Source organism: Segniliparus sp., from assembly GCF_051660745.1.
Lineage (GTDB): Bacteria > Actinomycetota > Actinomycetes > Mycobacteriales > Mycobacteriaceae > Segniliparus.
Map to the genome: position 1 here is coordinate 260,955 of NZ_JBOFQF010000003.1, position 25,590 is coordinate 286,544.

28 protein-coding genes are annotated in these 25,590 nt (G+C 69.2%); 22 read left to right on the forward strand and 6 right to left on the reverse strand.

Annotated elements, in window-relative coordinates; all coding sequences use genetic code 11:
• Nucleotides 1-34 precede the first annotated feature (34 nt).
• The 4 genes from clpB to ACRC20_RS01710 all read left to right on the forward strand — a co-directional run bounded on the left by clpB (nucleotide 35) and on the right by ACRC20_RS01710 (nucleotide 5,159).
• Nucleotides 35-2,584 (forward strand): ATP-dependent chaperone ClpB, encoded by a 2,550-nt coding sequence (clpB, locus tag ACRC20_RS01695; RefSeq protein ID WP_438684587.1) that lies wholly within the window; start codon nucleotides 35-37, stop codon nucleotides 2,582-2,584.
• Nucleotides 2,585-2,700: 116 nt separating this feature from the next.
• A complete protein-coding gene (locus ACRC20_RS01700; protein WP_438684588.1) occupies nucleotides 2,701-3,837 on the forward strand; it encodes a hypothetical protein in 1,137 nt (378 codons plus the stop codon).
• Between the two features lie 114 nt (nucleotides 3,838-3,951).
• Nucleotides 3,952-4,497, forward strand: a complete 546-nt coding sequence (gene pyrE, locus ACRC20_RS01705; RefSeq protein ID WP_438684589.1) for an orotate phosphoribosyltransferase — start codon at nucleotides 3,952-3,954, stop codon at nucleotides 4,495-4,497.
• Nucleotides 4,494-5,159, forward strand: coding sequence for a TrmH family RNA methyltransferase (locus ACRC20_RS01710; protein ID WP_438684590.1), 666 nt, complete (start codon nucleotides 4,494-4,496; stop codon nucleotides 5,157-5,159). Before pyrE ends, ACRC20_RS01710 begins: the two co-directional genes overlap by 4 nt.
• Nucleotides 5,160-5,171: 12 nt before the next feature.
• On the opposite strand, the gene ACRC20_RS01715 is transcribed toward ACRC20_RS01710, so the two are convergent.
• Nucleotides 5,172-7,049 (reverse strand): ArnT family glycosyltransferase, encoded by a 1,878-nt coding sequence (locus ACRC20_RS01715; RefSeq protein WP_438684591.1) that lies wholly within the window; start codon nucleotides 7,047-7,049, stop codon nucleotides 5,172-5,174.
• Between the two features lie 87 nt (nucleotides 7,050-7,136).
• Nucleotides 7,137-7,919, reverse strand: a complete 783-nt coding sequence (locus ACRC20_RS01720) for a DedA family protein (RefSeq protein ID WP_438684592.1) — start codon at nucleotides 7,917-7,919, stop codon at nucleotides 7,137-7,139.
• A 213-nt stretch (nucleotides 7,920-8,132) separates the two neighbouring features.
• Between ACRC20_RS01720 and fbaA the strand changes: the two genes are divergently transcribed.
• A complete protein-coding gene (gene fbaA, locus ACRC20_RS01725) occupies nucleotides 8,133-9,167 on the forward strand; it encodes a class II fructose-bisphosphate aldolase (protein WP_438684593.1) in 1,035 nt (344 codons plus the stop codon).
• Here the strand turns inward: fbaA and ACRC20_RS01730 are convergent.
• A complete protein-coding gene (locus ACRC20_RS01730; RefSeq protein WP_438684594.1) occupies nucleotides 9,154-9,663 on the reverse strand; it encodes an Rv0361 family membrane protein in 510 nt (169 codons plus the stop codon). The genes fbaA and ACRC20_RS01730 overlap by 14 nt on opposite strands.
• Before the next feature lie 60 nt (nucleotides 9,664-9,723).
• Here ACRC20_RS01730 and ACRC20_RS01735 point away from each other — a divergent pair, with 60 nt between their 5' ends.
• Nucleotides 9,724-10,140 (forward strand): DUF3151 domain-containing protein, encoded by a 417-nt coding sequence (locus ACRC20_RS01735; RefSeq protein ID WP_438684595.1) that lies wholly within the window; start codon nucleotides 9,724-9,726, stop codon nucleotides 10,138-10,140.
• 33 nt (nucleotides 10,141-10,173) lie between these two features.
• On the opposite strand, the gene ACRC20_RS01740 is transcribed toward ACRC20_RS01735, so the two are convergent.
• The 3 genes from ACRC20_RS01740 to ACRC20_RS01750 form a co-directional block, all read right to left on the reverse strand.
• A complete protein-coding gene (locus ACRC20_RS01740; RefSeq protein ID WP_438684596.1) occupies nucleotides 10,174-10,749 on the reverse strand; it encodes a hypothetical protein in 576 nt (191 codons plus the stop codon).
• Between the two features lie 36 nt (nucleotides 10,750-10,785).
• The gene (locus ACRC20_RS01745) at nucleotides 10,786-11,382 is read right to left on the reverse strand and encodes a hypothetical protein (protein ID WP_438684597.1); all 597 of its coding nucleotides are present in this window, start codon (nucleotides 11,380-11,382) and stop codon (nucleotides 10,786-10,788) included.
• A gap of 141 nt (nucleotides 11,383-11,523) precedes the next feature.
• Nucleotides 11,524-12,210, reverse strand: coding sequence for a hypothetical protein (locus ACRC20_RS01750; protein ID WP_438684598.1), 687 nt, complete (start codon nucleotides 12,208-12,210; stop codon nucleotides 11,524-11,526).
• Between the two features lie 87 nt (nucleotides 12,211-12,297).
• Here ACRC20_RS01750 and ACRC20_RS01755 point away from each other — a divergent pair, with 87 nt between their 5' ends.
• The 16 genes from ACRC20_RS01755 (at nucleotide 12,298) to ACRC20_RS01830 (ending at nucleotide 25,554) form a co-directional block, all read left to right on the forward strand.
• Nucleotides 12,298-13,587 (forward strand): adenylosuccinate synthase, encoded by a 1,290-nt coding sequence (locus tag ACRC20_RS01755; RefSeq protein ID WP_438684599.1) that lies wholly within the window; start codon nucleotides 12,298-12,300, stop codon nucleotides 13,585-13,587.
• Nucleotides 13,571-14,683: an ADP-ribosylglycohydrolase family protein gene (locus tag ACRC20_RS01760; RefSeq protein ID WP_438684600.1), complete on the forward strand. Its 1,113-nt coding sequence runs from the start codon at nucleotides 13,571-13,573 to the stop codon at nucleotides 14,681-14,683. The genes ACRC20_RS01755 and ACRC20_RS01760 overlap by 17 nt, the downstream gene beginning before the upstream one ends.
• Before the next feature lie 167 nt (nucleotides 14,684-14,850).
• Nucleotides 14,851-15,201, forward strand: coding sequence for a WXG100 family type VII secretion target (locus ACRC20_RS01765; RefSeq protein WP_438684601.1), 351 nt, complete (start codon nucleotides 14,851-14,853; stop codon nucleotides 15,199-15,201).
• The gene (locus tag ACRC20_RS01770; RefSeq protein ID WP_438684602.1) at nucleotides 15,198-15,488 is read left to right on the forward strand and encodes a WXG100 family type VII secretion target; all 291 of its coding nucleotides are present in this window, start codon (nucleotides 15,198-15,200) and stop codon (nucleotides 15,486-15,488) included. Before ACRC20_RS01765 ends, ACRC20_RS01770 begins: the two co-directional genes overlap by 4 nt.
• A gap of 3 nt (nucleotides 15,489-15,491) precedes the next feature.
• Nucleotides 15,492-16,820, forward strand: coding sequence for a hypothetical protein (locus tag ACRC20_RS01775; RefSeq protein WP_438684603.1), 1,329 nt, complete (start codon nucleotides 15,492-15,494; stop codon nucleotides 16,818-16,820).
• 28 nt (nucleotides 16,821-16,848) lie between these two features.
• On the forward strand, nucleotides 16,849-17,127 hold the full coding sequence (locus tag ACRC20_RS01780; RefSeq protein ID WP_438684604.1) for a hypothetical protein: 279 nt from the start codon (nucleotides 16,849-16,851) through the stop codon (nucleotides 17,125-17,127).
• A 23-nt stretch (nucleotides 17,128-17,150) separates the two neighbouring features.
• Nucleotides 17,151-17,798, forward strand: coding sequence for a hypothetical protein (locus ACRC20_RS01785; protein ID WP_438684605.1), 648 nt, complete (start codon nucleotides 17,151-17,153; stop codon nucleotides 17,796-17,798).
• 109 nt (nucleotides 17,799-17,907) lie between these two features.
• A complete protein-coding gene (locus tag ACRC20_RS01790) occupies nucleotides 17,908-18,582 on the forward strand; it encodes a hypothetical protein (protein ID WP_438684606.1) in 675 nt (224 codons plus the stop codon).
• A 78-nt stretch (nucleotides 18,583-18,660) separates the two neighbouring features.
• Nucleotides 18,661-19,608 (forward strand): hypothetical protein, encoded by a 948-nt coding sequence (locus ACRC20_RS01795; RefSeq protein WP_438684607.1) that lies wholly within the window; start codon nucleotides 18,661-18,663, stop codon nucleotides 19,606-19,608.
• Between the two features lie 109 nt (nucleotides 19,609-19,717).
• Nucleotides 19,718-20,197, forward strand: coding sequence for a VOC family protein (locus ACRC20_RS01800; protein ID WP_438684608.1), 480 nt, complete (start codon nucleotides 19,718-19,720; stop codon nucleotides 20,195-20,197).
• Between the two features lie 67 nt (nucleotides 20,198-20,264).
• Nucleotides 20,265-21,053, forward strand: a complete 789-nt coding sequence (locus tag ACRC20_RS01805) for an ABC transporter substrate-binding protein (RefSeq protein ID WP_438684609.1) — start codon at nucleotides 20,265-20,267, stop codon at nucleotides 21,051-21,053.
• Nucleotides 21,050-21,940, forward strand: a complete 891-nt coding sequence (locus tag ACRC20_RS01810; RefSeq protein WP_438684610.1) for an amino acid ABC transporter permease — start codon at nucleotides 21,050-21,052, stop codon at nucleotides 21,938-21,940. Before ACRC20_RS01805 ends, ACRC20_RS01810 begins: the two co-directional genes overlap by 4 nt.
• Nucleotides 21,937-22,671: an amino acid ABC transporter ATP-binding protein gene (locus tag ACRC20_RS01815; protein ID WP_438684611.1), complete on the forward strand. Its 735-nt coding sequence runs from the start codon at nucleotides 21,937-21,939 to the stop codon at nucleotides 22,669-22,671. Before ACRC20_RS01810 ends, ACRC20_RS01815 begins: the two co-directional genes overlap by 4 nt.
• Before the next feature lie 162 nt (nucleotides 22,672-22,833).
• Complete coding sequence (locus tag ACRC20_RS01820; RefSeq protein WP_438684612.1) at nucleotides 22,834-23,889, forward strand: ABC transporter substrate-binding protein; 1,056 nt, start codon at nucleotides 22,834-22,836, stop codon at nucleotides 23,887-23,889.
• Nucleotides 23,886-24,698 (forward strand): ABC transporter ATP-binding protein, encoded by an 813-nt coding sequence (locus ACRC20_RS01825; RefSeq protein ID WP_438684613.1) that lies wholly within the window; start codon nucleotides 23,886-23,888, stop codon nucleotides 24,696-24,698. Before ACRC20_RS01820 ends, ACRC20_RS01825 begins: the two co-directional genes overlap by 4 nt.
• Nucleotides 24,691-25,554 (forward strand): ABC transporter permease, encoded by an 864-nt coding sequence (locus ACRC20_RS01830; protein ID WP_438684614.1) that lies wholly within the window; start codon nucleotides 24,691-24,693, stop codon nucleotides 25,552-25,554. The genes ACRC20_RS01825 and ACRC20_RS01830 overlap by 8 nt, the downstream gene beginning before the upstream one ends.
• The last annotated feature ends 36 nt before the right edge of the window (nucleotides 25,555-25,590 follow it).

Consider the following 25,590-nt stretch of genomic DNA (forward strand, 5'->3'; position numbering starts at 1 on the left):
GCGGGCTGCCAGCCCAAGGAGGACGATAGGACACATGGACTTCCAACCGACCACCAAGGCGCAAGCGGCGATCTCTTCCGCAGTGCAGGCGGCGACCGCCGCGGGCAGGCCGGAAGTGCGCCCGGAGGATCTGCTCCTCGCGCTGCTGGAGCAGGCCGACGGCATCGCCGCGCCGCTTTTGCAGGCGAGCGGGGCCGACCCGAAAGCGGTGACCGCCGCCGTGCGGGCCTCGGTCGCCGCTCTGCCGACAGTGCAGGGCGGGGCCTCGGCCCCACGGCTCTCCCAAGGCCTCGCGCTGGCGTTGGAGACCGCTTCGAAGCTCGCTGCCGAGCTGCGCGACGAGTATGTCTCCACCGAGCATCTGATCGTCGGGCTCGCGACGGGGGACTCGCAGGCGGCGAGACTGCTCGCCGAGCACGGCGCGACCCCTGCCGCGTTGCGGGAGGCCTTCACCGAGGTGCGGGGCAGCGCCAGGGTCACTACGCCGGACCCGGAAGGCTCGTACAAGTCGCTGGAGAAATACTCGACCGACCTCACCGCCCTCGCCAGGGCGGGCAAGCTCGACCCGGTCATCGGCCGCGACTCGGAGATCCGGCGGGTCGTGCAGGTGCTTTCCCGGCGGACGAAGAACAACCCGGTGCTCATCGGCGAGCCGGGGGTCGGCAAGACCGCGATCGTGGAGGGCTTGGCCCAGCGCATCGTGGCGGGCGACGTGCCGGAGAGCCTTCGCGGCAAGACGCTGGTCTCCCTCGACCTCGGCTCGATGGTGGCGGGCGCGAAGTACCGGGGCGAGTTCGAGGAGCGGTTGAAAGCGGTCCTCGAGGAGATCAAGGACTCCGCCGGACAGGTGATCACCTTCGTGGACGAGCTGCACACCATTGTCGGCGCGGGCGCGACCGGCGAGTCCGCGATGGACGCGGGCAACATGATCAAGCCGCTCCTCGCCAGGGGCGAGCTGCGGCTGGTCGGGGCCACGACCCTCGACGAGTACCGCAAGTACATCGAGAAGGATGCCGCGCTGGAGCGCCGGTTCCAGCAAGTGCTGGTCGGCGAGCCGTCGGTGGAGGACACCATCGGCATCTTGCGCGGCCTCAAGGAGCGCTACGAGGTGCACCACGGCGTGCGGATCACCGACTCCGCGCTGGTCGCCGCCGCGACGCTCTCCGACCGCTACATCACCTCGCGCTTCCTGCCCGACAAGGCGATCGACCTCGTGGACGAGGCCGCTTCGCGCCTGCGGATGGAGATCGACTCGCGTCCGGTCGAGGTGGACGAGGTCGAGCGCGTCGTGCGCCGGTTGGAGGTGGAAGAGGTCGCCCTCGCCAAGGAGGCGGACGAAGCCTCTGTCGCCCGGCTGGCCAAGCTGCGCGGCGAGCTCGCCGACCAGCGCGAGCGCCTCGCCGAGCTGACCGCGCGCTGGCAGCGCGAGAAGCAGGCCATCGACTCGGTCCGCGACGTGAAAGAGCAATTGGAGACGCTGCGCGCCGAAGCCGACCGGGTGGAGCGCGACGGCGACCTCGGCAGGGCGGCGGAGCTGCGCTACGGGCGGATCCCGGAGGCCGAGCGCGAGCTCGCGCGCCTCACGGACGCCTCGGGCGGCGGCGAGCAGGTCATGCTGAAAGAGGAGGTCGGCCCCGACGACATCGCCGACGTGGTCTCCGCGTGGACCGGCGTCCCGGCGGGACGGATGATGGAAGGCGAGACCGCGAAGCTCTTGCGGATGGAGGAAGAGCTCGGCAAACGCGTGGTGAGCCAGAAGAACGCCATCCGGGCCGTGTCCGACGCGGTGCGCCGCGCGCGGGCAGGCGTCGCCGACCCGAACCGCCCTACCGGCAGTTTCCTCTTCCTCGGCCCGACCGGGGTCGGGAAGACCGAGCTGGCGAAGGCGCTCGCGGAGTTCTTGTTCGACGACGAGCGGGCCATCATCCGCATCGACATGAGCGAGTACGCCGAGAAGCACTCCGTCGCGCGGCTCATGGGCGCGCCGCCCGGCTACGTCGGGTACGACCAGGGCGGGCAGCTCACCGAGGCGGTGCGCAGGCGGCCGTACTCGGTGGTGCTTTTCGACGAGGTCGAGAAGGCGCACCCGGACGTGTTCGACGTGCTCCTGCAAGTGCTCGACGAAGGGCGGCTCACCGACGGCCAGGGCCGCACGGTGGACTTCCGCAACACGATCCTGATCCTCACCTCCAACCTCGGCGCGGGCGGCACCGAGGAGGAGACGATGCTCGCGGTGCGGATGGCGTTCAAGCCGGAGTTCATCAACCGGCTCGACGACATCGTCCTCTTCGACGGGCTCAACCCGGAGGAGCTCGTCGGGATCGTGGACATCCAGCTGGGCCAGCTCCAGCGCAGGCTCGCCCAGCGCAGGCTGTCCCTCCAGGTCACCGATGCGGCGAAGCACTGGCTCGCGAGCCGGGGTTTCGACCCCGTCTACGGCGCCCGGCCGCTGCGCAGGCTCATCCAGCACGCGATCGGCGACGAGCTCGCGAAGCTGCTCCTCGCGGGAGAGGTGCGCGACGGCGACGAGGTCGTCGTCGGCCTTGGCGAGGACCAGGACAAGTTGGAGATCGGGACCCCGTAGGAATTTTTCGCCCCGCCCCTCGTGGGCGGGGTGAAAAATTCCATTGGCCCCGAGATCGCTCCCGCGCGGGCTGAACGCGCACGTCCGCGCCGGATGTTCTGCTACGCTCGCACAGCGTGACAGTGTTGTGGTTCAGCCTGGCCGCGGTGACGGCGCTTATCGGCTTCGGCTTGGTCCTTCTGGACAAGCGGCTCTCTCCGAGCTCGGCGAACGCCGTGCCGAGCACCGGGAAGATCCATGTGGCGCCGCCTCGGGCCGCCGCGTGGGACGATCCCGAGCCCGCCGAGCCCCAGCAGGCGGCGCAGCCGCCAGCCGTCGAGCCCGCCTTGCGGGCGGTTGCGCCCGCGGCCGAGCTGGAGGGGCAAGGCCCGCAGCTCGAGCCCGTCTCGGCCCAGGCGGCAGTTCCGGCGATTGCGCCTGCTCTTGTGCCGGCCCCGCTGCCGGTCGACCTTCCGGTCCCGCCGGGGAGCACGGTCCACTACGAGTCGCATGTGCACAACGAGTCCCACGTGCACAACTACAACGCGCCCGTGTACAACGGCCCGGTCTACAACGGCCCCGTGTACATCGAGAACGCGCACGTCGAGGACGTCCCCGCGGAGACCTCGGCGCGGCGCAAGGGCTTCTTCGACCGGTTGGTCAAGTCCGAGCGCCAGAAGCGCCAGCAGTGGGCCAACGAGCGCAACTTCCAGTACGAGTCGAGCGACACCGCGCTCGTGCACCGGTGGCGGCGCGGGGTCTTCGCCGCGCGGCAGGCGAAAGCGGCCCGCGCGATCGTCCGGGCCGAGACCGACATCGGGATTCTCGAATTCTTCGACGTGGACGACCTCGTCGCGATCGCAGCGCTGCACACCGAGCACCCCTCCTCGGTGCTGGTCGAGCTGCGCGCGGGCTGGGCGGGGGCGCCGGTGCTGGCGGACGTGTCGCGGGTCGGCGAGCTCGGCGGCTACGAGGTGCACGCGAGCGATGTCGGCGCAGGCCAGCGGTTCCTGTGGGATCCGAGGCTGGAGGGCTTCATCGCGCGCCTGCCGCAATTCATCCGAGTCCTGTGGAACGAGGGGCCGTGGGTGTTGGCCGAGCTGCCCCTCGACATTCCCGAGTCCGACCTCGACACCGCCGCCATCGTCGTCCGCGAGCTCGCGGACCTGCTCCGCGTTCTGCCGCCGGAGCTCGACCCCGAGCCGGTGGACCGGGAAGGCTTCGACCCGGGCGCCCCGCAAGGCCAACTGCCGCGTCGGGCTGGCCAGGGATGACCGGTCCGGCGACACGGGGAACGAGCGTGGCGAGCGCGCGGTATAAAGCGGTGGTGGCTTTCGCGACCTTCCTCCCGAGGCCATTGGTGCGCCGGGCGGCTCCGAGGGCTGGCCGTGGCAGAACCTAACCCCGCCGAGCTGGCGGAACTCGCGGACTTGGTGCGCGACCTCGCGGTCGTGCGCGGCGAAGTCGTCTTGTCCTCCGGCGTGACGGCGCAATACTACGTGGACCTGCGCAGGGTCACGCTGCACCACCAAGGGGCAGGGCTGATCGGGCGGCTCCTTCGGGAGCGCACCGAGGACTGGGACTTCGCCGCCGTCGGCGGCCTGACCCTTGGCGCCGACCCGGTGGCCTCGGCGATGCTGCACGCCCCCGGCCGCCCGCTCGACGCGTTCGTCGTCCGCAAGGAGCAGAAGTCCCACGGGATGCGCCGCAGGGTCGAAGGCCCTTCGGTCGAGGGCAGACGGGTCCTCGTGGTCGAGGACACCACCACCACCGGCAACTCGCCGCTCACCGCGATCCGCGCGCTGCGCGAGGTGGGGGCGGAAGTGGTCGGCGTCGCGACGGTGGTGGACCGGGCGACGGGCGCGGACAAGATCATCGAGGCGGAAGGCGTGCCCTACCGCTCGCTCCTCGGCCTCGCCGACCTCGGACTGTGAGCGACGACGACGCAGGCACGGACGCCCACGGCCCCACGGAGTGGGGAGCGGGCGAAGTCGGCGTCGGCCCCTGGGAGGGGACATGGCCCCAGGACCCGAGATACGATCCAGAGCTGCTCGCCAACGGCGATCGGCGCAATGTGGTGGACGCGTACCGGTATTGGCGGCGGGACGCGGTCGTCGCGGACCTCGACCGCAAGCGGCACCCGTTCCATGTGGTGATCGAGAACCTCGCCCACGACGCGAACATCGGCACCATCGTGCGCACCGCCAACGCCTTTCTCGCGGAGGCGGTGCACATCGTGGGCAAGCGGCGGTGGAACCGGCGCGGCGCGATGGTCACCGACCGCTACCAACACGTCCACCATCACGCGACCGCGCAGGAGTTCGCGGGCTACGCGGCGGAGCACGGGCTTGCGGTGGTGGCCGTCGACAACACCCATGGCGCGGAGCCGATCGAAGCCTTCGCCCTGCCGCGCCGCTGCGCGCTGCTCTTCGGCCAGGAGGGCAGCGGGCTCTCGCCGGAGCTGCGCGCGACGGCCCAGAGCGCCGTCGCCATCGCGCAGTTCGGCTCCACCCGCAGCATCAACGTCGGCGTGGCGGCGGGGATCGTCATGCACACGTGGGTCGCCCAGCACGCGGACCTGGCCGCCCGCTGGTGAGCGCGGGCTCGCTCAGGAGCTCTTGCTGAGGTCGTAGACCTCCACGCCGCCCAGCACCGAAGGAGCGGGCGTGTGCGCCTTCGCCCAGGCTTCGATCTGCGCGCTCGGCTGGTTCCGGTCGTTCTGCCTGCCCGGTTTCCCGGCCTGGTCGTTCTTGGCCGGGACTTGGTCGAGGAAGTAGTGGACTTTGCCGCCTTTGACAAGGCCGACGAACTCGTCGAGCGTGGGGGCGGGATCGCTCCCGCCGAATCCGCCGACCGCTATCACGGGGACGTCGGCGGCCAGCTCCACGCTCGCCGCGGGCGAGGAGCGCACCACGGCGGCCGCCCATTGCGTCCCCGCTCCGCGCAGCATCGCGGCGAGCTCGGGGGAGACGTCGAACGATTTGTTCCAGCCCCCGCCCTGGTCGGCCGGGCCGAGGTTCGGCCCCGCGCTCGGGCTGCCGCCGGTTTTCGGGCTGTCGACCGTGGCCAGCACATACGAGGCGGCCCCGGCGAGCGAGACCAGGAGGGCGAGGGCTGCGGCCGCAAGCGACAGGCGCGTCGACCGGGCGGCGCGCGGAAGGAGCAGCAACACGACGGCGGCAGCGGTTCCCGCGAGGATCGCCCAGCGCAGCGCGGGGAGCCAGTCGGGGGCGCGTCCCAGCAGGAACCAGGCGGTCAGGCCGGAGGACAGGGCGAGCGTCGCGAGGCCTGCGCGGCCCAGCTGCTCGTCCCGCCGCTGCCAGAGCTGGCGGAGCGTGGTGGCGATGACGGCTGCGACAGCAGGGGCGAGCGCCACCACGTAGTAGGTGTGCATGCCGTGGTTCATGAAGGAGAACAGGAAGAACCCGGTGAGCAGCCAGCCGCCCCAGAGCAGGTGCGCGGCGCGCACGAGATCGGTGCGGGCGGCGCGGCCGCAGAGGAGGAGGCCGATCACGAGGGCGAGGAGCGCGGTCGGCAGCAGCCAGTCGATCTGCGAGGCGAGGTCGCCTTGGAAGAGCCGGGCGATCCCCGGCCCCTGGCTCATCGCGTGCATGCCCCCATGGCCGCCTTGGCCGCCGGGCATGAAGTCGTGCCCGCCCCCGCCGCCATGCTGTTTGCCGCCGCCGATCACGCGCTGCAGCCCGTTGTAGCCGAGGATCAGGTCGATCTCGGTGTCGTCGGTCGATCCGCCGACATACGGGCGGACCTGGTCGGGGGTGAGCGCCACTGCGAGCACCCACCAGCCGGACGCGGCGACCAGCGCCCCGGCTCCCGCCATGAGCCTGCCGAGGCGCGCTGTCCACGAGCCGTGGGCGGCGACGAGGTAGGCGAGGGCGAATGCGGGCAGGACGATGAGCCCTTCGAGCATTTTGGCGAGGAACGCGAAGCCGAGCGCGGTCCCGCAGCCGACGAGCCACCAGGCGGAAGCCCGTCCGCCGACAGCTTCGACAGCCCGGAGCAGGAAGTAGCCGCCTAGGACCATGAGGAAGACCATGAGCGCGTCGGGGTTGTTGTACCGGAAGATCACCGCTGCGGCGGGGGTCAACGCGAACACGGCCCCGGCGATCAGGCCCGCGCCGTGCCCGGAGACCCGGCGAACGGCGAAGTAGAGCAGCGCGGCGGTCCCGACGGCGAGCAGGGCCTCCGGGGCGAGCATGCTCGCGCTGGAGAAGCCGAAGATCCGACCGGACAGGCCCATGAGCCAGAGCGAGGCGGGCGGCTTGTCCACGGTGATGAAGTTCTGCGGGTCGAGACTGCCGAAGAACCACGCCGACCAGCTCTGGGAGCCTGCTTGCACCGCTGCCGCGTAGAACTGGTTCGCCCAGCCGTTGATCGAGATGTTCCAGAGGTAGACGAGCGCCGTGCCTGCGAGCAGGCCTGCGAGCGCGAGCCGCTCATGAAGCCGAGGGAGCTGAACCGTGTCCATGCGCAGTAGCTTGGCAACTAAACCCAAGACAGGGCTGAGAGAGAACAGGTGCGGCTTCTGGGCGCTTGCTGTGAGTCAGCCGGCAGCTCAGTCGCGGTGGTAGACCTCTTCGATGTGGTGCAACGCCTCTTCCGGCGCGACATGCTCGGCCTGCGCCGCGCTCTTGGCGGAGCGGCGGGCGCGCAGGGCGCCGACGACGACCGGGGCGAGGGTGATCACGATGACGGCGACGACGATCAAGTCGACATGGTTCTTGATGAAGTCGAACTGGCCGAGCAGGGAGCCGAGCCAGGTCAGGCCGACCGTCCAGAGCACGACACCCACCACGTCGAAGGGCAGGAAGACCCGGTAGGGCATCCCGCTCGCGCCTGCCGACGGCGGGATGAAGGTGCGCACCGCAGGTGCGAAATGGCCGATGAGCAGCGTCTTTTTGCCGTGCTTCTCGAAGAACGCGCTCGTCGCCTCCAAGTACTTGGGCTTGAGGAGCAGCGATTTCGGGTTCTTGAAGAGCGCGGGACCGGTGCGTCTGCCGATCCAGTACGAGAGGTTGTCGCCGATGATCGCGGCGACCGTGGCGACCAGCATCACCTGCCAGAGCTTCGGGAAGTGCCCGTGCTCGGCCTGCGATGCGGCGAGCAGGCCCGCCGTGAAGAGCAGGGAGTCGCCGGGCAGGAAGGGGAAGAACAGGCCGGTCTCGATGAGGAGGATGATGGCGATGAGCGGGAGCACGGCCTTCGCGAACTGCGACTCGGTGAGCAACCACTGCGGGTCGAAGTAGTGGGGAAGGGCGAGGGTCGCCGTGTGCGGCAGCGCCATGGTCTGCATGTGCGGCAGAGCCGCAGCGGCGTCGGCGAGAGTCTGTGCGATCACGTCCGTGAGGCTAGCCGATTTTTCTGAACAACGTGTGTCCTGAACCGGCGCGTCTGCGGGGGAGAGGGCCAGGAGGCCTGCTCGCGGCCAGCGCCGATCTGTTTCGCGGGGCCTGCGCGCCTGCCCCGGGGAGAGGCCCCGGAGCGGAAGGAACACGGGGCGGGTAGCCTGTTCGGGTCAGGACTGCAACCGACGACGAGAGGACCGCGCTCCATGCCCATCGCCACTCCTGAGGCTTACGCCGAGATGCTCCGCAAGGCGAAAGAGGGCAGCTACGCCTTCCCCGCCATCAACTGCACCTCTTCGGAGACGATCAACGCGGCGATCAAGGGCTTCGCGGACGCGGGCAGCGACGGCATCATCCAGTTCTCCACCGGCGGCGCGGAGTTCGGCTCGGGCCTCGGTGTGAAGGACATGGTCGTCGGAGCCGTCGCGCTCGCCGAGTTCGCCCACGTGGTGGCCGCCAAGTACCCGGTCTCCGTGGCGCTGCACACCGACCACTGCCCCAAGGACAAGCTCGACACGTATGTGCGCCCGCTCCTGGCGATCTCGCAGGAACGGGTGAACGCGGGCAAGGCCCCGCTGTTCCAGTCTCACATGTGGGACGGCTCGGCGGTGCCCATCGACGAGAACCTGGCCATCGCCGAGGAGCTGCTCGCGGCCGCGGTCAAGGCCAAGATCATCCTTGAGATCGAGATCGGCGTCGTCGGCGGCGAGGAGGACGGCGTCGAGGCCGAGATCAACGAGAAGCTGTACACGAGCACCGAGGACTTCGAGAAGACCATCGCCGCGCTCGGCGCGGGCGAGAAGGGCCAGTACCTGCTGGCCGCGACGTTCGGCAACGTGCACGGCGTCTACAAGCCGGGCAACGTCAAGCTCCGCCCGGAGGTGCTCGCCGAGGGACAGCGGGTCGCCGCCGCGAAGCTCGGCCTGGCGGAAGGCGCCAAGCCGTTCGACTTCGTGTTCCACGGCGGCTCGGGCTCGCTGAAGTCCGAGATCGAGGACTCGCTCAAGTACGGGGTCGTCAAGATGAACGTCGACACCGACACCCAGTACGCTTTCACCCGCCCGATCGCGGGGCACATGTTCGCCAACTACGACGGCGTGCTCAAGATCGACGGCGAGGTCGGGAACAAGAAGTTCTACGACCCGCGCGGCTACCTCAAGAAGGCCGAGGCCTCGATGACCGAGCGCGTGATCCAGGCCGTGGCGGACCTCGGAGCCACCGGAAAATCTATTTCCCTGTAGCGGGAGCCCGCGTGGCGGTGGCGCTGCCGGGGGCTTTCGGCTCCTCGGGATCGCAGACCTGCCACTGCTCGCCGGTCTGGCGCAGCGAGAACGCCAACCGCGTGGACTGCGGCGCCGACTGCGAGTGGGCGACGGCCTCTGCTTGCGCGGTCGGCGGGCTGAGCACGACCGGGCCGAAGCCGTCGAGCACAAGGATGTTGCCCGCCGCCGCCTCGTTGTCGTGGACGGCTTTGTACTGCGCGGGGTCGACCGTGCGGAAGAAGCCGTTGTGGTAGCCGTCGCAGGTCGACTCACGAAGTTTCTCAAGGTCGCCGTCGGCGAGGGCCGCGAGATAGGCGGCGACCGCCTGGCGGACGTCGCCCTCGGCGGTGTGCTGCAGGGCGACGCGGCGGTGCTGCGACCTGATGTGCAGCGCGTATCCGCCCGCCACGAGGACGATCACGACCGCGAGCACGGCGTTGATCCGCCACCACGCCCGATTGAAACGCGAGTTCATCCTGCGCAATGTCCCCCCACCCGCTGTCCGGCTCCGGTCATAGATGACAGAATAAGGGATATGACCCACGGACGTGATCTCCTCGGCCCCGCGCCGACCCTGCTGCCCCCGAACGAGGCCGCCGACGCGCTGCTCGCGCAAGGCCACGACGCCGCCCACGTGGCGGCAGGCCACCCGGAGTACTCCTTGGCCTGGGCGATCCTCGCGGAGGACGCCCTCGTCGAGGAGGCTCCGGTGACGGCCTACGCCTACGCGCGCACCGGCTACCACCGGGGTCTCGACCAATTGCGGCGCAACGGCTGGCGCGGCTTCGGCGCGGTCCCGTGGGAGCACGAGCCGAACCAGGGCTTCCTCCGCGCGGTGGCGGCCCTCGCGAAAGCGGCGAAAGCGATCGGCGAGGAGCCCGAGTACCAGCGCTGCCTGGAGCTGCTCTTGGACAGCGACCCGCAGTCGGCTGTCGAGCTTGGCCTCGCCTAGCTCCGCCGAGGCCGCCAAGGGCCTGAGCCGGGGCTAGTCCTCGTCGTCCGAGGAGGTCTCGTCGGACGACGAGGACGCGGGGGAGTCGTCAGATCGGCGCTGGCGCGCCGCGGCGCGCTCGCAGCCCTGCCGCACCGCGTTCCTCGCCGTGTCGAGCATCCCCTGGTCGACGAGGGGCTTGCCCTGCGCGGGCTCCGCCGTGCTCTTGGCCTCGTCCGCTCGGTCCTCGCCCGCGTTCCCCTCTCCGGTGATCTGGGGGCGAAGGACGTTCGCGAGGTCGCTGCCCGCGGCGGCTGCGGCCCCGATGTCTCCGGATTGCGCGGCTCGGATCACCGCGTTGATGTCGTCGCCCGAGGCGCCGCCGGTCAACCCGCCGTTCTGCTGGATCCGGCCGAGGATCCCCTGGATCTGCTGCGCCTTGGCGAGGCTCTGTGTCGGATCTGCGGTGCCGGAGCTGCCGTCTTGGTCCTGCGGCGTGCCCGCGACGACCGGCGCGACCGCGTCGCAGATCGCGCCAGCCGGAACCTCCGGGTCGGCGTGGGCCGCAGAGAGCGCGAGCGCGGGGCTCGCGCACACGGCGAGCGGGATCAGGAAACGGAGAGGCGCCATGGCGAGATTTTACGGGCCCGAGGCGATGGCGTCGAGCTACACCGCCGTGCAGCCCGCTTGCGACGAGTAGTCGGTGAAGGTGTCGATCCCGCCGCTGAAGCCGCTCAGCACGGGCCCCATCTCGTCGAGGAGGGCTTGTTTGTCGACGGCTCCGCCCGTCTCTTCGCCGTCCTGGCCTTGTTGCTTGCTGTCGCTCTCGTCCATGAGCTTGTCGAAGAAGCCGAGGTACCCGTCGAGCCCGTCGGCGAGCTTTTGCACAACGCCCGCGCCCTCGGGGTCCTCGAATTTGCCGTCCGCGTCGTGGGCGAGCGCGTCGAGGTCGCGGATGTGCTCGATGAACAGCTCCATGCGCCGCCTCCCGGTGACCGGGTCGGTCTCGAAGAGCCGCTTGACCATGCCCTCGCCGAAGGCTTCTTTCTCCGACTTGGAGCCTTTCGCGAGCTTTTCCAGGTCCTTGGGGTCGATCACGTCCTGCACCGCCGTCGAGAAACCGGAGTTCAGCGTGTTCAGCTGCGTGCAATCCGACTGGGACGGCGCGGCGTGCGCGGTCGCGGCGGAAGCGAGCGCCCCGGCGGAGACAAGGGCGGCGAAGCACAGCGCGGCGCTTTTGCGGACAGTGGCAGAGGTCCTCATAGGGACGGTCCTTTCGTTCGGAATTCGAGTCAAGCTCAGCGCGGCGATCCCCCTGAGCGCACATCGACGTGGCTGATCTGCGCCGACATTAGCATACTGGCAGTCTCGGTCTGTCCAGCCGCTCGACGGGCTGATCGACGCTCACGGGACGAGCAGCCAGTCCTCGGTGTGCCGGAAGAAAGTGATCCGGGTCCGGGCGCGCGGGGCCGCGACGCCGTCTCGGACGAGCGCCAGAGACTCCGCCCCGGTCTGCGCTGCCCGCCCCGCGACCCATTTCGGCGGGAAGAGGCTCGGGAAGCGTCCCGGCCAGCCGTCGCGCCGGGCACAGGCCGACAGGCCAGGGGCCGAGCCGGTGGCGCGGACCACGACCGAGACGATGGAGCCGAGCCGCAGCCGTGTGTCGTCCACGATGCTCTCGCCGACGAGCGGGCCGCCATCTGGCCCCGTGATCACCGCTTCGCCGACCAGGGCGAAGCCGTCGTCGTCGCGGACCAGCGGACGGGGCAGCGCCGCCTCGGCGAGCGCCCGCGCCGGGTCAAGCGAGAGCCGGTGGGCGCGCGAGCACGGCGTCGGCTCGGCGGGCAGGTACGCGACCGGCAGGCCGAGCTGCTCGCGGCGCATCAGCCGCGTGAGCACGGCGGCCAAATCTCCGTCGGCCCCATGGCCTCCAGCGGGCAGAACGACAAGGCGATCTGCGGTTTTCGCGCCGCGCAGTGCCTGGTCGAGGGCTTTTCGATCGGAGAAGGACCCGAGCAGGCAGATATTCGGCAGAGCCGCCAATGCTTCGGGGAGCTGGCGGCCAGCATGGGCGAGCACGAGCGCGGACATCGTGTCAACAGTAGCGTCCGACGTGGTGAGCGGTACACTGTGACCTCGGCGCCGAATGCTCTGGCGCCGTGAGATGAGGAGTGTTTCATGCCGGCGATTGTGCTGATCGGGGCGCAGTGGGGTGACGAAGGCAAGGGGAAGGCCACCGACCTTCTCGGCGGCCGGATCGATTGGGTGGTGCGCTACCAGGGGGGCAGCAACGCGGGCCACACCGTGATCCTGCCGAACGGCGAGAAGTTCGCGCTGCGGCTTTTGCCGTCGGGGATCTTGAGCCCCGGGGTGCGCAACGTGATCGGCAACGGGGTCGTGGTCGAGCCCGGCGTGCTGCTCGCGGAGCTGGCGGGCCTCGAAGAGCGCGGCATCGACACCTCGCGGCTCGTGGTCTCCGCCGACGCGCACCTGGTCATGCCCTACCACGTGGCGATCGACAAAGTCACCGAGCGCTACCTCGGCGCCCGCAAGATCGGCACCACCGGCAAGGGCATCGGCCCCGCCTACCAGGACAAAGTCGCCCGGATCGGGGTCCGGGTCGCCGACCTGCTGGACGAGAAGCTGCTGTACGAGAAGGTCGAGGCCGCGCTCGCGTTCAAGAACCAGGTGCTGACCAAGATCTACAACCGCAAGGGCCTGGACCCGAAGCAGGTGGTGGACGAGCTCTTGGGCCAGGCCGAGCGGTTCGGGCATCGGATCGCCAACACGAAGCTGCTCTTGAACGAGGCGCTGGAGCGGGGCGAGTGGCTGCTGCTCGAGGGCTCCCAGGGAACGCTGCTCGACGTCGACCACGGCACGTACCCGTACGTCACCTCCTCGAACCCGACGGCGGGCTACGCCGCGACCGGCGCGGGCATCGGCCCGACGAAGATCCGCACCGTGCTCGGCATCCTCAAGGCCTACACGACGCGGGTCGGCTCGGGGCCGTTCCCGACGGAGCTGAACGACGAGATGGGCGATTTCCTGCGCGAGACCGGCGGCGAGCGCGGCACGGTGACCGGCCGCGAGCGGCGCTGCGGCTGGTTCGACGCGCCAGTCGCCCGGTACGCGACCCGGGTCAACGGCGTGACCGACTTCTTCCTCACCAAGCTCGACGTGCTCACGGGCCTGAAGACCATCCCGGTCGCGGTCGGCTACACCGTGGACGGCAAACGCGTGGACGAGCTGCCGACGACGCAGAGCGAGTTCTCCGTCGCCGAGCCGGTGTACGAGGAGCTGCCCGGCTGGTCCGAGGACATCTCCGAGGTGAAGGAGTTCGCGGACCTGCCCGCGACGGCCCGCGCGTATGTGGAGCGGCTCGAAGAGCTCGCGGGCGCGCAGATCTCCTGCGTCGGGGTCGGGCCGAGGCAGGACCAGACCATCGTGAGGCATGACGTCCTACGCTGACCGGGTTCGCGGCTGCCTCGTCTTCGGGGCGGTCGGCGACGCGCTCGGAGCGCAGGTCGAGCTGCTGCGCTGGCCGCAGATCCAAGAGCGGTTCGGCCCGCGCGGCGTGGCCGACCTCGCCCCGGACTCGCCCTTCACGGACGACACCCAGATGGCGCTCTTCACGGTCGAAGGGCTGATCCGCTCCCATGTGCGCGGGCGCTCTCGAGGCGTTTCGAGCCCGGTGGGCACGACACAACGGGCGTATTGGCGCTGGTGGTGGACGCAGCAGGAGCATGGCGGCGAGCCGCCCGGGCATGTGGACCTCACCGGATGGCTGGTGCACGACCGGCGGCTCCATGCGCGGCGCGGCCCCGGCAAGACCTGCCTGGCAGCCCTCTCGACCGGGAAGCACGGCGCCGTCGCGAAACCGATCAACGACTCGAAGGGCAGCGGCGCGGCCATGCGCGCGGCCCCTGTCGGGCTGGTGTTCCACCCGCTGTTCCATAGCGACGAGGCGGCCGCCTACGAGACAGGCTGCGAGATCGGGGCGCTCACGCACGGGCATCCGGACGGCTGGGGGCCCGCAGGGGCGCTCGCGCACCTCGTCTCGCTCCTGGTCCAAGAGGTCCCGCTCGCCGAAGCGGCGGCTCGCACGGCCGAGATCAGCAAAGGGAACACAAGCCGTCTGCTGCGCACGGCGGTCGGCCTCGCCGCCCGCCGCCAGATCGGCGCCGAGACGATCGAGCGCGAGCTCGGCAGCGGGTGGACCGGGGACGAGGCGCTCGCGATCGCGGTGGCCTGCGCGCTCGGGCTCGACGATCCGAAGGAGGCCCTCCTCGCCTCGGCGAACCACTCTGGCGACAGCGACTCCACCGGTTCGATATGCGGGAACATCCTGGGCGCGCTGCACGGGATGGGCGCGCTCGGGGCGAGCGAGCACGGGTCCAGCGCGCTCGGCGACTGGCCGCGACGGCTGCGCGACGTCGACCTCGTGTGCGCAGTCGCCGAGGATCTCGTCCTGGAGATGGCCAACCCGCCATTGGAGGGGACTGCGGGGATTTTCTACGAGCACGAGGTTCCCCGGTGGTGGTGGCTGCGCTATCCAGGCAACTGAGCAGCGCGGCGGCCAATGCGCTGGGAAGAGGCTCGATGTGCTGGGCAGGCGCGAATTCGCGGCTTTGCGCAGAGGTTCGCGCATATGTTGACGTCGCACCGGGCGGCTGGAATCATCGCTCGCAAGGCCCTGCGGATGGCCTGTTCGGAACGACGCGAGGAGCGGGCATGGGCGAGGGGCGTGTGTTCGCGATGCCCGACGACATGATCGATCTGGCGATGCGCACGACGAGGCTGGGGTCGGGGTTCGCGGAGCGGCGGGAGAACCTCTCGAACCGCATGGCCGCGTTCTTGGACGGGGGCTGGACCGGCGGGGCCGGGAGCACGTTCCGCGAGGCGTTCGCCCTGTTCGAGAAGGGCGCGAAAGACGTTCAGAAGGGCCTGGACCTGTTGGGGGAGGACGTGCGCGAGGGCGCCCGCCTGTACCAGGGGCAGGAGTCGGCGAACCAACGCGCCCTCACCATCGACCAGCATTCGCCCACTGTCAAAGACACGAGCAGCGGGGGGTTCAACTGGTGAGCGAGCAGTATCACGTGAACACCGAGGGCCTCGCGGGCGCGGTCGCGGACCTCGCCGCGTTCGAGGAGCACGCCGAAGAGGTCATCGCGGAGGCGGAGCAGCTCGCCGCCGCCTACAAGCACCTGTGGGCGGGGACCGCCGCCGACGAGTACCAAGAGGCGCACGCCCTGTGGGCGAAAGAGGCCGCCGAGATGCGCGCGGCGTTGGCGCGTGTGCGCCAGTCCGGGGCGAACGCCCACGGCAACTACACCGCCGCCATCGCGGCCAACAGCGGCTTCTGGAAGTAGCCGATGCCGCCGCTCAAACCAGATCCGCAAGCCTTGTACGACGCGGGGAAGAAAACGGTGGACGCGTCCGGCGCGTTGAACAGCTCCATGCAGGCCATGCTCGGGGCGCTCGGGAGCTCGACGGGCATGTGCGGGGACGACCCGGCGGGGATCGAGGTCGCCCACGCGTACGACAAGGCCACAAAAGCACTGATCGTGGCGCTCGTGGACACGGTCAACGGGTCAGCCCGCATCGGGGACGGCTGCCAAGCGTCGGCGGCGAACTACGCCAACGCCAACCACGCCTCCAGCATGGGGCCGTCGTCGGCTGTGCCCCTCGAGTTCCCGGCCCCGACCGCCCCGAAATCCGCGAAACTGCCCCCGAGCGCGCAAGGCGGGCAGGACGTGCCCGGCTGGCAGCGCGCGTTGGAGATGCTGAGCGGGATCTTCGGGCCGAACGGGGATCCCGGCAAGCTCCACGCCGCAGCCGGATCGTGGCGCGGCATGGCCGAAGCCTGCCACGCCGCCTCCGCAGCCCTTGCCGGCCCGAAGGACGTCGCCGCCGAGCAAGGCGTCCCCGAGGCGGACAAGATGGGGACCGCGTTCACCACCTCGATCACCAGCCTGGACACCGCAGCGGCCCAATGCGCGAGCGTCGCCGAGAAGCTCGACGCGCAAGCGGGGCAAATCACCAGCACACGCGCCGCGATCCACGATCTCGCCGCCAAGCTCGGCGACCCGGCGAGCCTGGCGCAGTCCGGCTTCGACTGGCTGCGCGGGAAAGGCTCGGGAGTCCTCCACCAGGTGCTCCACGACCTCGACGTCGTCGTCGGCGGGTTCCGCGCCGAGCTGTCCTCCCTCGCGCACCTGCTCGAGCCCCTCGTGGCGCAGGCCGAGGAGTTCGCGGAGAAGATGGCGGGCTACGCGGACATGGCCGTCCAGGAGGTCGAGAACCTCGCCTACAACGTCGCCGCCGAAACCGTCAACACCGCAGCCACATGGGCGTACGCGGCGGCCACCCATCCGGGCGACGTCCTCCTCGTCGCAGGCGGCCTCGCCCTCGCAGAGATCGGCGCGGGCGGGGAAGTCGGCGGCGTCGCCCTCGACGCCACTGGAGTCGGGGCCGTCGTCGGCATCCCCGCCCGCCGTCGTCTCCGCAGCCGCCATCGCCACCGGAGCCACAGCGGCGGGCGCAGGAATGGGCGAACTCGGCCAAGCCGCCAGCAAACACCAGATCACCGTCATGGAATCGCGGGATGGTCCTCGACTCGGGGAAGGCATCGACCGTGGCGACGGGCGCGATATCTACGGGCAATGGGCGAACGGCAACAGTCGTCCAGGAAGACAAGCTGAAGCTGAGGGCATCAAGCGATATCAGAAGATGAACCGAGACGAATGGGTCACGCGGGAGCAGCGATTGGCCCGCGTCAATGGCGCGGACAATGGCAGGTACTACGATGGATTGGCGCGCAAACCTGACGGCACCTACAAGGGCATCGAGATAAAGTCCGGCACAGGATCGCGCGATCCGCAGCAGCGCGCGTTCGATAGCAAAGTGTCCCCTGAGAACCCGGCGTACGTGACGATCACGAACGAACGCGGAGAAGTTGAAACAGTGAAAATTACAGATGTCGAAGAGATTAAGGTGCCAGCGGAATGAGTCCCGTCAGAACTAGCCACCAAATGCGTAACGTCACGTCCAAGGGCGGGTTCGTATTTTGGTTGAGTGATGATCCAACGAAGACTGCTCAGCAGATTAGGATCAATCTCGACGCGCTCGGCTCGATTGACGACGAGTTCGGCACGCAAGATCTCGCCTTCTCGATCTACCGTGTGCCTGTGGGGACGGAGTATGACGAGTTCCCGCATACCGAGGAATGGATTCAAGCCGCTGGGACCGCGCAATCTTTGACCGTGGAGGTCAAGAAGCGCGACGAGGATGGGGTTTGCCGCCTCTATACGATCGGGCGACTGAACGCGGCAGCCGAGCCGAGCGAGTCGGAGACGATCACAGTTGGGCGGAACACCACGAAAGTCCGGCCCGCAGAAGTGCTCACTGCTCAGGATGCCGTTGACCTCTTTCAGCATTACCACGCCCACAACACAGTCCCTGAAGAATGGCACCTACGGTTGCAACCCGAATTCTCAGATGACCTCGTGGCAGCGCAACTCGCACAGGAACAGGCAGAAACTGCCGCGACAGCCAGCGTCTCGAACGACACTCAGACCTCTCCGGGCGCGGTCGTTGACCAAGCCTCCGCGGCCGCGCCAAGCAAATACGCCCAATCCGAACAGCACGAGGATCAGCAGCATCGGGCGGACGGCGCATAGGCAAGGCATCAGCACGGGATGGTTGCGCTAATTGCGGGGTCGGCGAAGCCGAAACCATCACCACCACCTCGTTCAGAGAAGTTCGAGTGGCGAGCGGAGGACCGAGGGAATGAGCAGGCGCCAACCCACACATGAAAAGATCGTCGGCACCAACAGGGGCGAGATCATCAGTTGGATGAGTGAGTTTCCGCAGGAGATTCCTGGGCAGCTCGCCGCTGGTTTGAGCCGTCTTGGTAAGGACGGCGGATTCAATGATATCCATGTGTATTACAGGATCTATCAGATCCCGCCGGGGACGGTTCAGGGCCGTGAGATTGATCCGCAGGAGTGGATCGAGGCCGCTGGAACGGCAGATCGATTGACTGTAGAGGTGAAGAGACGGGACGCGGACGGGGTGCACCGCTTGTACACAGTCGGGCGACCGGGCGCTGCCAACGAAGGACAAACGTCGGAGACCTTGCGGTTCACATTCACCGAAGCCCATGTCTGCCCATCAGAGGTGCTCACTGCCGCTGAGGCTATAGGGATATTCCAGCACTACTACGACCACCATCAGATCCCGGTGGACTGGGAGCTTAGGGAGACAGAGAGCGCAGTCTCTATCCTGGCTCCTGAGGCGGCGACCACGAGCAGCGCTGCGCCAGCCTCAGCCATGTCTGCTGGTGTCTCGAACGACCGACTGTCCACTCCGGGCGCTATCGCGGGGTATTCGGACAGCGCGATTCAAGGGCAGCTGGCGAAAGCCGAAGAACAAGACGCTCAGCGGCGTGCGGACAACACGTAGTCAAGGGATCGGCACGGGGATGGTTACAGTAGTCGTGAGGGATGACGAGGCTGAGCAAGAGGAGACGAGGGGCCGGAAATGAGTTACTACATCTTCGCGTTCGACCCGGCAGCAGTCCCGACTGACGGGGAGCTGATGCCGTGGTTCGAGGAGCAGGCAAAGTGGGCCGAGCCGCGTGACTATAACGATCCCGCTGGATCTGCCCCCGCTCTGCAAGCTCTCTACAGAGACTTGATCCGAGTATTCCCTGCGATGAACGGTCCCGATTCCTCTGCCGGGGAACCGGAGGATGTGGATTCGCTCGCTGATTACAGCCACGGCAGCAGCATCTTGTATGTCTCCTTCTTCTGGTCGAAGGCCGAAGAAGCCCGCGAGGTCTTCGTGCGTCTCGGGGCGAAACACGGTGTCGGGGTCTGTGAGATCAGCGAAACCCCTGTGGTCATCCACCGCCCTACGCCAGGGGCGCCGCACACGCACACGCTCGACGCCATCACAAGTATGCGGTCTATGGCCTCGTGGCTCAGTCCAGATCCTGAACGGGCGAAGCGGCGGCTCGACGAGGAACTGGAAAGACTGGGTTCGACGGGAGCGTTCGGCGAACTGCGGTTAGCTGTGGTCCTCAGCACGATCGCCGCTGGACACGAGTACGACGAGGACCATTACACAGGTGAGTACATCCAGGCGGGCGGCACCGCCGAGCGACTCACCGTCGAGGTTCGAATGCTGGAGTCTGATGGGACATCGCGCCAGTGCACGGTCGGACGCGCTGTCTCTGGCACGCACGAAGGGTCGGAGACCCTGGTCTTCGGAAACAACCAGATTGTTGTGCGTGCCTCCGAAGTGCTCACCGCAGCCGAAGCTATCGGTCTTTTCCGGCACTACTACGAGCATCACGGCATCCCCGAGGAATGGCATCTCCGCGAGGTCGAGACTGATGTACCTGCGGCTCATGACGAAGATCTGCCCGATGCTGCGCCGGCTGAGGCCGGGGCAGGCGAGGAGCAGCGGAAGGCAGACGGGCCGTGACGCCCTTTTGCGCTGGCTGCGCGCTGTGGCCAGAGATCTGTCAGACTGCTCTTGTAGGCTTCTGGATGATCGGCGAAAGCGCTGGTCACACTGAATGGAGGAGCACACCATGTCCGACCAGAGACCTGTCACCGAGCCTGCGGTAATCCCGCATCTGACGGTGTCCGACGCGAAGGCTGCCATCGAGTTCTACCAGCAGGCGTTCGGCGCGGCCGACCTCGGCGCCGCGACCACGCCCGACGGGAAAGTCATGCATGCGGCGCTGGACTTCAACGGCTCGCAGATCTTCCTCAACGACGACTTCCCCGAGTTCTGCGGCGGCAAGGAGAGCTCGCCGAGCGCCCTCGGCGGGAGCCCGGTGACCATCCACCTCTACGTCCCGGACGCCGACGCCGCCTTCCAGCGGGCCGTCGACGCGGGCGCCGAGATCGTCATGCCGATCGGCGACCAGTTCTGGGGCGACCGGTACGGCATCGTGAAAGACCCGTTCGGCCACCAGTGGTCGGTCGCCCACCACGTCCGCGAGGTCTCGCGCGAGGAGCTCGCGGAGATCACCAAGCAGTTCGGGAGCGCGCCTGCTGAGGGCTGATCGCATCGCCGGGGCCGTCGTCCTCTGCCTCAGCCTTCTCGGCTGCGCGCCAGAGGACGACGGCCCCGTGCGCCCGGCTGACTGCCAGAACACCGCCGCGCTGCCGCTGCGCGCCCCGGGCAAGCTGACGGTCGCCACCGACGAGCCCGCGTACGCGCCGTGGTTCGAGGAGAACGACCCGGCCAACGGGCGGGGGTTCGAGTCGGCGGTGGCATACGCGGTGGCGCGGGAGATGGGTTTCGCGCGGGAGCAGGTCGTGTGGACGCGGGTCCCGTTCGCGAACGTGTACGCCCCCGGCGAGAAGGCCTTCGACTTCGACCTGAACGAGGTCTCGATCACCCCGGCCCGCCAGCAGGCGGTGGACTTCTCGGACGGCTACTACCAGGTGGCGCAGGTGGTGCTGGCGATACGCGGGATCTTGCCGGGATCGGCGGTTCCGCCTGCCCCGAGCCTTGCTGCGGTGGCGGGGGAGAAGATCGGCGTCGTGGTGGGCACGACCAGCGCCCAGGCGGTCGAGCAGGCAGTCAAACCGCAGGAGCCTGTGGTGTACTACGACACGAACGAGCTGGCGGTGCAGGCGCTGCTCACCGGCCAAGTCGGCGCATTGGCCGTGGACTTGCCCACCGGGTTCGAGATCGAGGCCAGCACCCGTGCCCGGCTCTCCGACGCGGCAGTCCGGGTGGTCGGCAAGATCCCGGCGCCCTCGTCCGAGCAGTTCGGCCTTGTGCTCAACAAACGCAGCCCGCTCACCTCCTGCGTGAACGAGGCGTTGGGCCGTCTGCGCCAGAAGAGCGAGCTCGCCGGACTGGAGCGCCGCTGGCTCGGCGACGGGGCCGGCGTCCCGACGCTGACATGAGCAGTCCCGACGACCTCACGACCGGCGCAGCGGGCCGCGCGCCGTACCAGCCCTCCGCCGTGCAGCGCGAGCGAGAGCGGATACGCCGTCGCACGGCCCGCCGGTCCTGGCTCCTCGCCGGGGCCAGCACGCTCGTCGCTGTGGCCGCGCTCGCCGTGGCCGTCGGATCGGCCCCCGGCTGGCCCCGGGTGCGCGCGAGCTTCTTCGACCCGGCCAAGGCCGAGTCCGCGTTGCCGAAAGTGCTCGACGGGCTCTGGCTCAACATCCGGGTCACGGCGCTGTGCGCCGTGCTCATCCTGCTCCTCGGCCTCGGGCTCGCCCTCCTGCGGACGCTGCGCGGCCCGGTCTTCTTCCCGCTGCGCGCCTTGGCGGTCGGCTACGTGGACCTCTTCCGGGGCCTGCCCGTGCTGCTCGTGATCTTCCTGCTCGGCTTCGGCGCGCCCGCGTTGCGGCTCAAGGGGTTGCCGAAGGAGGCGATCTTCTGGGGCGCGGCGGCATTGGTCCTCACGTATTCGGCGTACGTCGCCGAGGTGTTCCGGGCCGGGATCGAGGCGGTCCCGCAGACCCAGCGCCTCGCGGCGCGCGCCCTCGGCCTGCGCTCCGGCGCGGCCATGCGGTTCGTCGTGCTGCCCCAAGCGGTGCGGGCGGTCGCGCCCGCCCTGCTCAACGACCTGGTGAGCCTGCAGAAAGACTCCGGGCTGATCGCCGTGCTCGGCGTGGTGGACGCGATTCGCGCCGCGCAGATCCAAACTGCGAGCGACTTCAACTTTACCCCGTACGTCGTGGCAGGCGCCTTGTTCGTGGCGCTCACCGTCCCGCTCGCCAGGTTCACGGACTGGTACGCGCGGCGCAGGAACTGGCAGGGCGCGGGAGGATCGGCGCTATGACTGCGGTGCTCAGCGCCCGAGGCGTGCGCAAACAGTACGCGAAGACCGGGCGCCCGGTGCTCGAAGCCCTCGACGTCGACCTCGCCGGGGGCGAATGCGTCGCGCTCATCGGCGGCTCCGGCTCCGGGAAGTCCACCTTGCTGCGCTGCCTCGCCCTCCTGGAGACCGTGGACGACGGGGTGGTCTGGTTCGAGGGGCAGGACATCTGCGACCCGAGGATCGACGCCGACGCGGTGCGCGCCCGGATGGGCGTGGTCTTCCAGGCGTACAACCTCTTCCCGCACCTCACCGTGCTCGACAACTTGACCCTCGCGCCGGTCCGGGTGCACAAAACCCCCAAGGGCGAGGCGCGGGAGCGCGCCGTCGCGATGCTGGAGCGGGTCGGCCTCGCGGATAAGGCCATGGCGAAGCCGGGCGAGCTCTCCGGCGGCCAGCAGCAGCGGGTCGCCATCGCCCGAGCCCTCGTGACCAGCCCTCGGCTGCTGCTCTTGGACGAGGTCACCGCCGCGCTCGACCCCGAGCTCACCGGGGAAGTGCTGGACCTGCTGCGCCAGGTCCGCGCAGAGGGGACGACGATGCTCCTCGCCACCCACGAGCTCGGCTTCGCTCGTGAGGTCGCCGACCAGATCTGTTTCCTGCACGGCGGCTCCGTCGCCGAGCGGGGGAGCCCGGCGGACGTGCTCGACCGTCCGCAGAGCGCGGAGCTGCGCGCGTACCTGGCCCGACAGTGACGGACAAGTGGCGAGGAGCGCGCGGTGAAGCCGTGTTGTCGGCGCGGAACTTCCGCGACCGCGTGATTGCAACTCGGATATAACCAGCGAACTGCGCAAACGTTTTTCCCTTGCGGTCTGGCCCAGGCGCCTCGCCCCCACGCCGAGCTATACCTGGAACGCATGACCGCCACCCCCCGTCGCGCCCTGCTCCGGGCGTGCGCCGGGCTCGCGCTGCTCGCGGCGGCGCTGCCGTTGACGAGCTGCACGATCCCGACGGCCGCCGTGCGCGGCGCGGACGGGAAAGCGGTCATCCGCTACCAAGGCTGGCCGGGCACGGTGTTGTGGCAGGAGCTCGCCGCCGACCTCGGCTATTTCCAGAAGGTCTCGATCCAATGGGTCGGCTCGACCACCTCCGGCCCCCAGGACATCCAGTCCGTCGCCACCGACCAGGTCGACGTCGGCCAGGCGTTCGACGGCGCCGTGGTCAAGCTCGTGGCGGCCAAGGCGAAGGTGCAGAGCGTCATCACCTACTACGGCGCCGACGCGGCGATGCCGAACACCGCGTACGTCGTGCTCGACGACAGCCCGATCCGGGAGCCGAGGGACCTGGTCGGCAAGTCGATCGCGCTCAACACGCTCGGGGCGCATTCCGAGATGGTGCTGCGCGAGTGGCTCTTCCGGCAGGGGATCTCCGAGGGCGAGGCGGGCAAGCTGACCGAGGTGGTGGTCCCGCCGGTGAGCCAGGAGACCGCGCTGCGCAACCACCAGGTCCAGGTCGCGGCGCTCTCCGGCGGCTTCCTCATCGCGGCGGAGAAGCGGGGCGGGCTGCGCCGGGTGTTCTCCGACCAGTCGCTGTTCGGGCCGTTCGGCTACGGCGTCCAGGTCTTCCGCAAAGGCTACATCCAGGCGAACCAGGACGTGCTCAAAGACTACGTCCAAGGCGTGGCACGGGCGCTCGCGTGGGCGCAGGCCCGCACGCCCGACGAGGTCCGCGCGAAGTTCCTCGACATCATCCACCGCCGCCACCGCGCCGAGTCCACGGAGGCGGTGCAGTACTACCTGTCCTCGACCGTCCCGGCGCAGGGCGGGGTGATGCGCAGCAGGGAGTTCCAGGTCTGGATCGACCGGCTGGTGCGCACCGGGAAGCTCGCGCCTGGCCAGGTGAAGGCCGAGGACGCGTACACCAACGAGTTCAACCCGTATTCCGCGGGAGAGGGACAAGGAGCGACACTATGACCAAAAACGACACCGCGACCAAACTCGTCATCTCGTCCGTGAGCAAGCGCTTCGGCGACTTTTTGGCGCTCGACAGGATCTCGTTCGAGGTGTCCACGGGGGAGTTCTTCGTCCTCGTCGGCCCGTCCGGCTGCGGGAAGTCCACCCTCTTGGACCTGCTGACCGGCCTCGCCGCGCCGACGCAGGGCTCCATCTCGCTCGACGGCAAAACGATCACCGGCCCGGGGCTCGACCGGGGCGTCGCCTTCCAGCAATACGCGCTCTTGCCCTGGCGCACCGCCCAGGCGAATGTGGAGCTCGGGCTCGAGGCCAAGGGCCTGCCGCGCGCCGAGCGCCGCCGGACGGCGCGGCACTACCTGGACCTGGTCGGGCTCGCGGATTTCGCGGACCGCTATCCCGCGCAGCTGTCGGGCGGGATGCGCCAGCGCGTCGCCATCGCGCGCAGCCTCGCCTTCGACCCGGAGGTGCTGCTCATGGACGAGCCGTTCGGCGCGCTGGACGCGCAGACCCGGGAGGGCTTGCAGGACCAGCTGCTGCAGATCCAGCGCTCCACAGGCAAAACGGTCGTGTTCATCACGCACGACATCGAGGAGGCCGTCTACCTCGGCGACCGCGTCGCGGTGCTCGCGCCGAGGCCGGGGCGGATCAAGCGGATCTTCGAGATCGAGCTGCCCGGTCGCACGTCGGGGGACGAGGACCTGCGCTCCTCGCCCGTGTTCGGCCGCTACCGCCACGAGATCTGGCGCGAGCTGCGCGAGGCCGGGGAGCGCCGCGAGCGTCCAGCGGAACGGGAGGCCCGAGTTGCCTGAAGCCGCTGTTTTGGAACGAGGAGGGGCCGCCGCGGAGCTGGGGATCGCGCCTGCGCCCGCCGACCTGGCCGAGGGCCCGCCGAGGGCGGACCGGCTCCGGCGGATCGGGGGCAAGGCGTTCCGCCAGTCGGCGGGAGTGGTTGCGCTGCTCCTGCTGTGGGAGATCGCGCCGAGGGCGGGCCTGGTGGACTCGGTGTTCCTGCCGCCGTTGTCCGAGGTGCTCAAGGCCGGCTGGAAACTGATCGGCAACGGGCAGCTCGCCGAGCATCTGGGCGCGAGCCTCGCCAGGGCCTCGCTCGGCTTCGCGGTCGCCATCCTGCTCGGCGTCCCGCTCGGCCTCGCCATCGCGTGGTTCCCCCGTGTCGCCGACTATGTGAACCCGGTGCTGGAGCTGTTCCGCAACACCGCGCCGCTCGCCCTGCTCCCGGTGTTCGTGCTCGTCCTGGGCATCGGCGAGACCTCGAAGGTCTCCCTCGTGCTCTACGCGGCCGTCTTCCCCGTGGTCCTTGGCACCATCGCGGGGGTCCGGGCGGTCGACCCGCTCCTGGTCAAAGCCGCCAGGTCGATGGGCTTCGGGCATGTGGCGCTTTTCGCCAAGGTGGTGCTGCCGAGCGCGGTGCCATCGGTCTTCACCGGGGTCCGGCAGGCGGCGGCCGCCAGCATCCTGGTGCTGATCGCGGCCGAGATGGTGGGCGCCCGCGCCGGGCTCGGCTACCTGATCACCGCCGCCCAGTCGAGCTTCGCGATTCCGGACATGTACGTCGGCGTCCTCGCCATCGCCCTGATCGGCTTCCTGGTGAACGCCGTCATCGTCGCTCTCGAACGACGCGCCTCCCGATGGCGCGAGCAGGGATGACCGGACCCCAGACCTCCAGCCCAGACCCGCATCAGC